This is a genomic window from Streptomyces pactum, assembly GCF_016031615.1.
Classification (GTDB): Bacteria; Actinomycetota; Actinomycetes; order Streptomycetales; family Streptomycetaceae; genus Streptomyces; species Streptomyces pactus.
In genome coordinates this window covers 3,906,918-3,918,563 of sequence record NZ_JACYXC010000001.1, presented here as the reverse complement: position 1 = coordinate 3,918,563, position 11,646 = coordinate 3,906,918, and the positions used below count along the sequence as shown (strand labels likewise).

Below are 11,646 nucleotides of genomic sequence, written 5' to 3'. Positions count from 1 at the left end.
GGCCCCGCCAACTCGCCCGGCCCCGACAACGGTTGGCCACCCGTACGGCCGCTCGCCGCGGATCCGACCGATCGTCACCCGTACGGGGCGCCCCGGGGTGGGGTCAACCCGTCAGGGTCCCCCTAAGGGATGTCACAGCTCGGCCGCAATGCCCCGCTCCTTCCCCCGCCGTGGCACCGCGGCCCCGCCGACCAGGTACGTTCGAAAGGTGGCTGGATACAGGATGGGAGGCGGGCGCGACCCCCGCTCCGCGCAACAGGGGCCGCAGGGCCGGCCGGGACAGTACCCCGGGCAGCAGGCTCCGTACGGTCAGGCGCCCTCGGCACCGTACGGTCAGCAGGCCCCCGGACCGTACCCGCCGCCGTACGGCCGGCAGGCACCGCACGGGCAGCACGGGCAGCACCCGGGCCCCGGCGGTCCGGGCCCGCACCCGGGCCCGCACGCCGGGCAGCACTGGGGGCAGCCCGCGCCGGACGAGCCGGAGTACTTCGACGGACGCGGCGGTCACGCCCCGCACGGCGGTCCGGCGGGTCACGGCGGCTACCCCGACGGGGACCCCGGTCAGACCCAGCAGTTCAGTCTGGGCGAGGCGCCGGACCACGACCTCTACGGACAGGACCCGGGCTACGGTCCGGACCCCTACAACGACGGCGGGACGTACCGGGGCGGCCAGGCCCCGGCGCCGCCGGGCCCCCGGCTGGGCTGGAAGGACCTGCTGAGCGGGATCGTGCTGCGCCCGCAGGCCACCTTCTGGCAGATGCGGGACCACGCGGTGTGGGGCCCGGCGCTCATCGTCACGTTCATCTACGGCCTGCTCGCGGTCTTCGGCTTCGACCAGGCCCGCGAGGAGGTGCTGAACGCCTCGCTGTCCAACAGCATCCCGGCGATCCTCAGCACCGGGGTGGCGGTGGTGGTCAGCGGGCTGGTGCTGGGCGCGGTCACCCACACCCTCGCCCGGCAGCTGGGCGGCGACGGCACCTGGGCGCCGACCGTCGGCCTGTCGATGCTCATCATGTCGATCACCGACGCACCGCGGCTGCTGATCGCGATGTTCCTCGGCGGGGACAGCACCTTCGTGCAGATCCTGGGCTGGGGCACCTGGGTGGCGGCCGGCGCGCTGTTCACCACCATGGTCGGCAAGTCGCACGACCTGCCCTGGCCGCGGGCGCTGGCGGCGTCCGCGATCCAGCTGATCGCCCTGCTGTCGCTGCTCAAGCTCGGCACGCTGTGACCCGCGCGGCGCCCGCCGCACCGGCGGGCGCCACGCCGGCCGGGCGCCGCACCGGTCGGCGCCGCCCGGTCTCGCCGTCCCACCGCCCCGCCCCCGCACGGCCGCGGGGCCGGCCCGGCGCCGGCGCGCGGGGACGCCGGGCCGGTGCCACGCACGAGGGCCCCGGCCGGAACCTTGAAGGGGTTCCGGCCGGGGCCCTCCGCACATCCGTGACGCCGGGCGGCCTCGCCCGTCCGGCGCACGCCTGCCGCGTCCGTGCGTCCGTGGCGCCGGCCACCTCCGTGGCGTCAGGCGCCGCGCCGGGCGCCGCTCAGGCGTCCAGCACCTGGCCGGCCCGCCGCACCACCGGCGGCTCCACGGACCAGGGGAAGTTGATCCAGTCGTCGGTGCGCTTCCACACGTACTCGCACTTCACCAGCGAGTGGGACTTCTCGTAGATCACCGCGGACCGCACCTCGGCGACGTGGTCCAGGCAGAAGTCGTGCACCAGCTTCAGCGTCTTGCCGGTGTCGGCGACGTCGTCGGCGATCAGCACCTTCTTGTTGGAGAAGTCGATCGCGTTGGGGACCGGGGCGAGCATCACCGGCATCTCCAGCGTCTGGCCCACGCCGGTGTAGAACTCCACATTGACCAGGTGGATGTTCTTGCAGTCCAGCGCGTACGCGAGCCCGCCGGCCACGAACACCCCGCCACGGGCGATCGACAGCACGACGTCGGGCTCGTAGCCGTCGTCGGCGATCGTCTGCGCCAGCTCGCGGACCGCGGAGCCGAAGCCCTCGTAGGTCAGGTTCTCCCGCTTCACGCTCATGATCAGACCTGCGTCCTGTGGAAGTTCAGAAACGAGCGCGAGGGCGTCGGCCCCCGCTGCCCCTGGTACCGGGAGCCGTACCGGGCGGACCCGTACGGGTGCTCCGCGGGTGAGGTCAGCCGGAACATGCACAGCTGGCCGATCTTCATCCCCGGCCACAGCTTGATCGGCAGCGTGGCGACGTTGGACAGCTCCAGGGTCACGTGCCCGGAGAACCCCGGGTCGATGAACCCCGCCGTGGAGTGCGTCAGCAGCCCCAGGCGGCCCAGGCTCGACTTGCCCTCCAGCCGGGAGGCGATGTCGTCCGGCAGGGTGATCACCTCGTAGGTGGAGGCGAGCACGAACTCCCCGGGGTGCAGGATGAAGGCCTCGTCCCCCTCCGGTTCCACCAGCCGCGTCAGATCGGCCTGCTCGACGGCGGGGTCGATGTGCGGGTACCGGTGGTTCTCGAACACCCGGAAGAACCGGTCCAGGCGCACGTCGATGCTCGACGGCTGCACCATGGCGGGGTCGTACGGATCGATCCGCACCCGCCCGGCGTCGATCTCGGCCCGGATGTCCTTGTCAGAGAGAAGCACGGGACGAGGATACGCAAACAGCGCGGAGGCCGCGGGCCCGCCCCAAGGCGGACACCGCGGCCCCGGTGAAACCGGCGTGCTACCGCTTCTGCCGAACCACCGGCACCGCATGCCTGAGCCGGGCACAGCGCGGGCAGCGGATCAGCCGCCCGGGGCCGATCCGGGCGGCCCCCAGATTCCGCATCGGAAACGAAGCGGTGCTGAACACGTGGCCTTCGGCACAGCGGACGACGGTGTGCTCCATCGAGTCCCTTCCCCGAGAACGTGAAAGACAAAAGCCACATTAGGGGATGAATGGTTCACCGTTCCACGCGCCGCTCCGCCCCCACCGTACGCCCCAACTCGCGCCCGCCCGCAGGCGCGTCCCGGCCCGCCGCCGGCGGCCCACCCCGGCCGGAACGGCGAAATCCCCGCGGCGCGTGCACCGGGGGATGGGCATGAGGTAAAGTGTCCAACGATGAGGCGCAGCAAGATCAGCGCCTCGCGCGGGTGTAGTTTAATGGTAGAACATGAGCTTCCCAAGCTCAGAGCGCGAGTTCGATTCTCGTCACCCGCTCCAAAAGAAGGCCCAGGTCAATGACCTGGGCCCTTTTTGTTGTCTATACCTCTCAATAACCCGCGTGCCCTCCGCGTGCCCCAATTACCCGTCCGGCCCCTATCCACCGCCCCCGCAAGGTGACCTTTCGACCGACAGGGACCAGTCATTCTCGAATGGCGAAACACATATTTTGCGACCTGCATCACTCGCCGCCACTCGTCGAGCCACAAGATCCTACGGTCGGTCGCCCAGCGCATCCCGGCGATGCGCACGAGCTCGGTGACGGCGGTGCCGCCCGGCGCGTAGGCGAGGTAGTAGACGATCTCCTCCGTGCGGCCCAGGCTACGACGGACCAGGACAGCGCCCGGGCCACCAGGGCCTTGGCGAGGTTGCCCTTGGTGGTGAACTCGCGCTCGTCGGGGATCCTCACCGCCCGACAGCGGTCCCGGTCGGACGTCCAGGACTTGGGCAAATACAGCTCCCGGTCCACCAACGCGCGACCCTTGGGTGAGGTGTAGGCGGCGAAGACACCTATCTGGCAGTTCTCGGTGCGGCCGGTGGTGCCGGAGTACTGGCGTTGTACTCCAGCCGAGACCGTGCCCTTCTTGAGGAACCCCGTGTCGTCGATGACCAGCACTCCAGCGGGCTCGCCGAGCTCTTCAACAACGTATGCCTGCAGGTCATCGCGTACTTCGTCGGGACTCCAGTAGGACCGGCCCAGCAGATGCTGCAGCCCTGCGGGGGGCTGTGCCCGGCGTGCTCGGCCAGCTGCCAGCTGTTCTTCCTGCCCACCGCACCGAGCAGGCCGTGCGCGTAGGCACGCATACGGCGCCGCAGATTTACCCGCCCGAACTGGTGCCCGATCCGCACCAGCAGCTCTGCCAACTCCGCTGACCACACATCGGGCTACAGCTGTGCTACCTCGGGAGATTGGTGCCGCCTCAGCGGTAGGCGGCTGCGCCAGGTAGCGAGCTAGATGTACGCGGGTGAGAGATCCAGGCTGATGCCGACGCGTCCGAGGAGTCTTGGCTGCCGCCGCGATGGTGCCGGTGCCGCCGAAGGGGGCCAGGACGACCCCCGTGCGGTGGGGCGTCGGCTAGCACCAGGTGCGCGGCCGCATCGCGGGCAGCACCCGTCGGCACGCTGAAGCGACGCGGTGGCGCGGACGTTGGTGTCCGGAACGGGGCATGTCGCAACGGCAGTGACCGGCTCCTGCGGTCCGGCGGCGGAGGGGCGTACGACGTCGTCGGGCCAGCATCGAGGACGCCAGCCCGACGACGTGGGCAGGCGCGGGCCAACGCGCCTGCCAGATGTCCTGAAACGGGTTCGGGCTTGCGACCAGGAGCCGTCAGGAGGACACCGGCGGATCACCATCGGTGTCGTGCTGCACCCACCGTCTTGCTGAAGGGGTCTGGGCGGCAAGTCGGCCGGAACAAACGGTGGGCCGCCCGGGGGGCCGCGGACGGGGAAGTTGCCGTCGTGATATCAGCCTTCGCGGGACGGCCAGGCCACGGATTTCATGGCGAGGCGGGGAACACCGGCGGGGCCGGCAAGCCGCACATCAGACAAACCGCCCCCAGGAGCGCGGCGGCGAAAGGCCGGAGCGTGGAAGGCTGTGTGCCACGCAGCCCGAGAGTCGACAGGGCCAACTGCCGCTGAGCTGCGCCACCTTGCGACCAGCCCCTGGGCCTCTGGCGTTCGCCGACAGGCCCCCCGTCAGGACGGAGTCCTGCCCGCATGAACGACCTGCCCGACCCCCGCCTCTCCCCGGTCGGCCACGCGCCGGTGTGGTCCTGCCCCTGCACCACCGCCGAGCCGGCCGCCGCAAGCGGCCAGCCAGCGTTAACAACGCTCGTGATCAATACACCTAGCCCCCCTCGTCGCGAACCCACTTCTCGTGGACCTCCGCAACCTCCTCAACGCCGACACCTGGCGCACGGCCGGCTGGACCGTCCGCCAACTCGGCCGCCCCGCACAGCCCTGACCCCGCCGCCGGGCCCACCAGGGCCCGGCCACACGGATGGGAGACCCGTCATGGACGACCTGTGGGACGACTTCGAAAGGCTCTCCGCCGTCTGCCGAAAGGTCGGCGCCCACCACCCCCCGGAGGAACCCAAGGCCCTCCAGGTCGGCAAGGTCGCCGAGGAGGCCGGTGAGGCGATGCACGCCCTGCACGGCCTGAAGGGCCTCACCACCTGCGCCGACGAACACCGTTGGGCCGAGGTCCAGAACGACCTCGTCGGCGCCGTCATCGCCGCCCTGCAGGCCATGCACTACATCGACCCCACCGGCGCCCGCGACACGTTCAACGAAATCATCCACCACCGCACCCGCAGGGGCCTCCAGGCCACCATCGCCTGACGCCACCTCCAATCACGTCGGCGGTCGTGCCCCTCAACACGGCCGCTGACTCGTACCACAACCTCCCCTCCACGTCGGCCTAGCTGGGAGCAATCCGGTCGATCGATCACCATTCCAGATGTCCCGGCCGGCTACCCGGGCGTTCGCTTGGTCGAGTACCTGGCCGCGCTGGAAGCGAGCAAGTAAGTTGTCAGTGAGACTGGCATCGCCTTTGGGGGCAGCGTGGAGGAGAAGGCGTTCAACGCAGAGGTGAGCCGACTGATCCGCGAGGCCAGGAAGCAGGCTGGGCTGACGCAAGAACTGCTCGCCCGGCGCACGGGAATGTCCCGCGGATCGATCACAAACATCGAGGCCGGGACGCAGACCCCACCCTTGTACCGTCTGGCTCGCATCGCAGCGGTGCTGAACGTGCAGCCGGCGGACCTGCTTCCGCATCTTCGAGAAGAAGCCTCCGGCCTTCCCGCACGGTACGCGGACGACGTGGCATCAGTGTGGTCCGCGGCCATTAAGCTGAAGGATGCCGATGGCCAGGGCTGATGTCGCGGCGCGTGCTCTGCTGCAGCAGTTCCAGATCTCAGTTCCTCCGATCGATCCCTACGAACTAGCACGCCGTCTCGACGTCTTGGTGGTCCCGCAGGACCTGGACGATGACGTGTCCGGCATGCTCCTGCGACGGGACGGCCACTGTGTGATCGGCGTGAACAAGTCCCATTCCTGCGAACGGCGCCGCTTCACGGTGGCCCACGAGCTCGCCCACTTGCGCCTGCATCCCGGCCGGCCCCTGATCCTCGACACGGGTACACGCGTGAACTACCGCAACACCGTCTCAAGCATGGCCACCGACCGCGAGGAGATCGAGGCCAACCGGTTCGCTGCGGCACTGCTGGCTCCCGAGACAATGGTCCGGGATGCAGTCAGCCGAACCCCCTTCCAGACAGTCGAAGAGCTGGTGAGCGCTCTGTCGAAGAGATTCGAGCTGAGCGAGATCGCCATGACCTACCGTCTGATGAACCTGGGCATCATCTCGGGCCCTGCCCGGTAGCACGCCCCCCGCCAGGAGCCGCCCCGAACATCCACCCGCCCGCCCTACCAAGAGGCGCGGGCACGCAGGCTGCCCCGGCGCCAGCTCATCCTGAGAGGCCGCAGCGCGACCCTCAAAATGTCAGCGAGACTGTCTATCGAATATTGCTTGCGCCCATGTTGCTGTGTGTGGTGTTCTTGTTACACGAGAGAGCAACAACGCCCTCTGGGACCGCGTGTACCCGTTCCGCTTGATCGGGTACACCTGACCGGGCTGTACCTGGCGTGCGCCACTCCGTGACGACGGACGGCGACACCCGACCGGACAGCACCTGCGCATCCACCGCAACTCGCCGTCCAGGCCCAGCCTGGCCCAGCTGCCGTCGATGGCCAGCCTGGCCGACAACACCGTCAGGTCAGCAAGGCTGTCAACCGATGCGTCCGATAGCCCCGCGATCGCCAGGTAGACGGCAACATCCACACCGCACTGCGGTGCACGTCCGCACCCCGCCATGGGGCTTGCGGCCGATTGGGCACGCTAGTCGTCACGCACAGTACCACTGTCGTAACGACGCGAGCATGCGCCGCTGCCCAGGTGCCAGCATCAACCTTCATTCCAGGAAGGGACTCCCATGCAGCACGTCAACTGTTTCACCACGTTTCTGCGGGACACCGTCAACCTCAGCGAGGCCCGACTCAGCCTCCTCGCTCAGCGCGTCGAGGCCATCTACCAGGCGCTCAAGGCCAATCCCGAACTCGGCCCACTCATCCTCGGCAAGAAGCCTCAGGGGTCGTGGGCGCAGCGGACGATCATCAACCCGCAGGGGGACAAGGAGTTCGACGCCGACTTCATGCTCCATCTCCAGGAAGTTTCGGAGTGGGCACAGAGCCCGAAAACCTACATCGACCAGGTCTACGCCGCCCTCCACCGGCACAGCGTCTACAAGGACATGCCTCACACGCGTAAGTGCCGCTGCGTGCAGTTGACGTACGCCAACTCCATGCACGTCGACATCGTTCCCTACGTGCGGCTCGCGGACGGCCGAGAAGTCATCGTCAACCGCGACAACGGTGAGTGGGAGGTCACCAACCCGGCTGGCTTCACGGCCTGGATGCAGGAAAAGGACGCCATCGCGAACGGCAACCTCCGCAAGGTCATCCGACTGATGAAGTACCTGCGTGACCACAGGAACTCCTTCACCGGCACACGCTCCATCATCCTCACCACCCTGCTCGGCGAACGGGTCCAGCACGCCGTCCCGCTGATGCGGCCCGGCTGCTACGGCAACGTGCCCACCACGCTGCTTACCATCGTCGAGGATCTCGACGTCTGGATGCAGGCCCGCCCCGTCAAGCCCTCCATTCCCGACCCCTCCGGATCCGGTCTTACCTTCGACCACCGATGGGACCAGACCACCTACGCCTACTTCCGCGCCCGCATCCACACCCACGCCCGCCAGATCCGCGCCGCCTACGACGAGACCGACCCCGACGCCAGTGTCCGTCTGTGGCGTGAGCTGTTCGGCTCCCGCTTCCCCGAGCCGGCCCGCCTCCCCGCATCATCCACCACACCTGCGGCTAGCCCGAAGTTCCCGGTGGCGCCTCTGGTCATCGCTCCCTCTCGCAGGGGGCGTGCGGGATGACTAAGCGCAAGCCGTCCTCTCCTACTCCGAGCCCGTGGCAACGGCGCCTTCTGACCGACCTCGCACAGCTCGCCGAACAACACCCCCGAGCCCTCCAGGTCATAGGACGCCCGACGGTCGACGCGAGCGGCCTGGCAACCATTCGCATCAGCTTGCACACCGCAGACGTTCTCCGGGCCGAAGGCGGCCTGGCCCTGGAAGAGAACGAAGAACTCCTCCTCGTCCTGCCATCCACCGAGCTGCGGCCCCCGTGGGTGCTGGCACCACACCGCCGATTCGCCGGAACGCCGCATGTGCTGGAAGGACACCAGCTGTGCATCTACCTGGATGCCAGCCGCGAATGGGACCCGGCAGGAGGCATGACAGCAGTCCTGAACCGGCTATGGCAGTGGCTCACCGACGCGGCAACCAACCAGTTCGACGCCGCCACCGCCCTGTATCACGCCGTGGGAGGCGTTCTCCACTACACACTCGGGTGCCCCACGATCGTCGTACGAGAACCAGGACCGCACAGCCCTGCACTCACCGGATGGCTCACTCCCCGCTCCGAACACCGGCTCGATCTGACCCGCCGACGCACCCATGCACACAGCCTGCGTCTCCCAGTGCTGACCCTCAGCCACAGCCTTCCTTATGGAGCTGGCGGCACCCTCGCTGACCTCCTCAACCACATCGATGACACCCACCACCCCGCAAAGTCGCCCACCACAGGACAGCGGGGGATCGACTCGTACGCCTTCCTGCGTGCACTGGCCAACAGTGCACGCAGGAACCCCCAGGAGACATGCCAGTACTTCGTCCTCGCGGTCCCCCACCGCGACGTCCCCACAGGTCCGCCCTTCCTCCTGGCCGGACGCCTACCCACCCAGGCAAGTGACCGACTACGGACAGCGACCCAGACGGGCACGCCGCAGCAGTTGTCTGTACTACCTACCGACGTGCGCGAAGCCGGCATCGAATGGTGCTATCTCTCCGACGAGCGGCCAGCCGTTACCACACGCCGCGACGCACAACGACCGACAAGCGCCTTCCACGGCGCTCGCGTCCACATCTGGGGATGCGGTGGCATAGGCTCGTGGGCCGCTGAACTCATCGCCCGAGCCGGAGCCGCCCACATCACCCTCAGTGATCTGGGCGCACCCGTCACCGGAGGTCTACTCGTCAGACAGAACTACGACGAAACCGACGTCGGCTCGGCAAAGGCCACAGCCCTGAAGCAACGACTCGAAGGTATTCGCGACGACCTCACCGTCGATGTTTGCGCCCCGCCTCCCTCGCCCGCACTTGTGGCCGCGACACAGGACGCAGATGTCATCATCGACGCCACCGTGAGCGTCACCGTCGGACGCTTCCTCGACCTCCTGGCACAGCAACCCGGTCGTAGAGCGGTACTGGCCCAGATGACCACCAATACGACAACTGCCAGCCTCGGCCTACTTACCATCTCGGCACAGGACACCAACCAGGGCCCCCTGGCTATAGACCATGCCGTCGGCCGACACGTCCTTGCCGCCCCCGAGCTGGAGCCCTACCACTCTCTGTGGAGCGAGCCGGAAGCAAGCGATGAAATCCGTCCCACCCGTGGATGCTCTGTCCCCACTTTCCACGGATCGGCCGCCGACCTCGTTGGTGTGACCGCGACTCTCGTCACACTCCTGGGCACACAACTGCGTCACCCCGTTTCCGGAACCCACCTATGCGCCCAGCCCCATACCGGAGTCGAGCCGACACATCACTTCGTGCCCTACGCACTCGAACCAGCAGGCCCGTCCGTTCCTTAGCCGACGGTCATTCCCCGCCCGACTTCAGGTCGTCGGACGGTTCAGCCGACTTCGAGCGTGGGCACGTAATGGCCCTCCAGCCGCTCGTATATCACCAGCTGTGGGTGGACTTGGGGATGATGAGCACGCCCCAACGCAACCGCCGCAGACATTGGCAATGCGGGCAGAACGTGCAAGCGTCGCAGCGCTCTGGACTCGCGCTCCAGCAGAGCGAAGAAGTCCCGCAGCGCAGACGAGAACCGTTGTAAGGATGCCCGGTCACGGAGGATGTCCGGACTCGTCGGCACCTGCGCCGGCCGGATCTCGTAACGGCGCAGGGCTCGCAAAGCCAACGGCAGCTCCTGCCGTCCGATCGCCCCGGACACACTCATGACCACCACCGCCTCGCTTCCCGCCAAAACGTCATGGTCGATCCGTGTGGTGAAGGAGACAGCCGGAACGTCGCCGTCTCGCCATATCCAGGACTCGTCCGACCGGTGACGCTGGTATATATCGGTAGGCACGGTGTCGTCTAGACGCGATCCCAGATACACCAACAGCGGAAGTCGCGCGAAGCCGAACACGCTCAGATGCCTCACGGCATCCCGCATGATGCCGACCCTCAGTTGCCGCTCGATCACGCTATCGATCAGTATCCTCGCCGACCGGTAGTAAATACGGCTCGCAGAAGCGGCCTGCAATGCCGTGCACGGAACGGCAGACGACTCCCCGGGTACACCCCTCAGATCGATCTCCAGACCATGCCGAGCATAAGACTCCAGGAAAAGTGGGAACCGATCCCTAGCCGTCACCGCCGCAGCGGCCGACTGCCTCGACAGCTCCACCTCCTGCGCGTGGACCTGCCCCACCATCCGTACCACCGTAGTAGCTCGGTCTGGTCCCAGACTCGTCAGATGCCGTATTCGGTCCTCATGCTCCTGCTTCAGTCGGCGGAGTTTCTCCACTGTGAACACGTCCAGTCCCTCACGAGCATCGACCTCACCATGCTGATTGGCACACAGAAGCATCAGATTGTCGGCATCATCCCGTAGAGCAGGATCCAAGGACGCCTGGCCCCGTGGAGACAGCGCGCCGCTACTGCGGCCCACGATGTGCGCCACCTGTCCCAGATGCAAGGTGCGCCCCGATGCTGGCCCCTCCAACAGGTACTCGTTACACAGCGCGCACCTGCCCCCACTCCGCACCCACACCTCCCGGCGCACCAGTTCGGAAGGCTTGCTGCCTGTGCTGCGTGCCGCCCCGTGGTCGTCCACTTCATCTACCTCCGCGCCACCGCGCTCCCTCCTTGCGACGCTATTCTGGAGCCGCTACCGCAAGGCCGAGGCTTGACAAAGTCCCGCGCGCCCCGGATCCATCCGCACCTGGGACGTGCTCCACAATGAGGCGGTCCAGTGTCTGAGTCCTTGATCCGTGAGGGACCTCCCTCAGCGCCGATGGCCTCCCGTCGACTCTGGCCTTGACGACGAGCTCCTCGCCGACGACCTTCCCTCACCTCGCCCCCCTCGTCCATACCGGCATCCACAGGACGTGGAATGGATCAGCTCAGCCCCTTCGGCGGCACCCCTGCGGGCAATCGCGATGCTCACCGCCGCGGGCGAGGCGCCCCCAACACCTACGGCATTCGGGACGCCGAATCTCTCCGTCCCCACAGACCAACGAGGCCCTCATCCATGAGACCTATATGGA

9 protein-coding genes, 1 tRNA gene and 1 pseudogene are annotated in these 11,646 nt (G+C 67.7%); 7 read left to right on the top strand and 4 right to left on the bottom strand.

Features of this window, described 5'->3' with window-relative positions:
• Positions 1-223: 223 nt before the first annotated feature.
• Positions 224-1,231 carry a Yip1 family protein gene (locus IHE55_RS15570; protein ID WP_197992033.1) on the top strand — a complete coding sequence of 336 codons (1,008 nt, stop codon included), beginning with the start codon at positions 224-226 and terminating at the stop codon, positions 1,229-1,231.
• A gap of 310 nt (positions 1,232-1,541) precedes the next feature.
• On the opposite strand, the gene IHE55_RS15565 is transcribed toward IHE55_RS15570, so the two are convergent.
• Both IHE55_RS15565 and dcd read right to left on the bottom strand, forming a co-directional pair.
• Complete coding sequence (locus IHE55_RS15565; RefSeq protein ID WP_197989573.1) at positions 1,542-2,039, bottom strand: phosphoribosyltransferase; 498 nt, start codon at positions 2,037-2,039, stop codon at positions 1,542-1,544.
• 2 nt (positions 2,040-2,041) lie between these two features.
• The gene (gene dcd / locus IHE55_RS15560) at positions 2,042-2,617 is read right to left on the bottom strand and encodes a dCTP deaminase (protein WP_197989572.1); all 576 of its coding nucleotides are present in this window, start codon (positions 2,615-2,617) and stop codon (positions 2,042-2,044) included.
• Positions 2,618-3,102: 485 nt separating this feature from the next.
• Between dcd and IHE55_RS15555 the strand changes: the two genes are divergently transcribed.
• Positions 3,103-3,176: transfer RNA gene (locus tag IHE55_RS15555), tRNA-Gly, on the top strand.
• Between the two features lie 316 nt (positions 3,177-3,492).
• On the opposite strand, the pseudogene IHE55_RS15550 reads toward IHE55_RS15555, so the two are convergent.
• Positions 3,493-4,055 (bottom strand): annotated as a pseudogene (locus IHE55_RS15550) (IS701 family transposase); the annotation flags it as partial.
• 1,134 nt (positions 4,056-5,189) lie between these two features.
• Between IHE55_RS15550 and IHE55_RS15545 the strand changes: the two are divergent.
• From IHE55_RS15545 to IHE55_RS15525, 5 genes are all read left to right on the top strand, one after another.
• Positions 5,190-5,516, top strand: coding sequence for a MazG-like family protein (locus IHE55_RS15545; RefSeq protein WP_197989571.1), 327 nt, complete (start codon positions 5,190-5,192; stop codon positions 5,514-5,516).
• A gap of 222 nt (positions 5,517-5,738) precedes the next feature.
• Entirely contained in the window at positions 5,739-6,053 is a 315-nt protein-coding gene (locus IHE55_RS15540) for a helix-turn-helix domain-containing protein (RefSeq protein ID WP_197989570.1), read from the top strand.
• A complete protein-coding gene (locus IHE55_RS15535) occupies positions 6,040-6,558 on the top strand; it encodes an ImmA/IrrE family metallo-endopeptidase (protein WP_197989569.1) in 519 nt (172 codons plus the stop codon). Before IHE55_RS15540 ends, IHE55_RS15535 begins: the two co-directional genes overlap by 14 nt.
• Before the next feature lie 610 nt (positions 6,559-7,168).
• The gene (locus tag IHE55_RS15530; RefSeq protein ID WP_197989568.1) at positions 7,169-8,179 is read left to right on the top strand and encodes an SMODS domain-containing nucleotidyltransferase; all 1,011 of its coding nucleotides are present in this window, start codon (positions 7,169-7,171) and stop codon (positions 8,177-8,179) included.
• Positions 8,176-9,960 carry a ThiF family adenylyltransferase gene (locus IHE55_RS15525; RefSeq protein ID WP_197989567.1) on the top strand — a complete coding sequence of 595 codons (1,785 nt, stop codon included), beginning with the start codon at positions 8,176-8,178 and terminating at the stop codon, positions 9,958-9,960. The genes IHE55_RS15530 and IHE55_RS15525 overlap by 4 nt, the downstream gene beginning before the upstream one ends.
• A gap of 41 nt (positions 9,961-10,001) precedes the next feature.
• Here the strand turns inward: IHE55_RS15525 and IHE55_RS15520 are convergent, their stop codons facing one another.
• Entirely contained in the window at positions 10,002-10,811 is an 810-nt protein-coding gene (locus IHE55_RS15520; RefSeq protein ID WP_232265577.1) for an SAVED domain-containing protein, read from the bottom strand.
• Between the last annotated feature and the right edge of the window lie 835 nt (positions 10,812-11,646).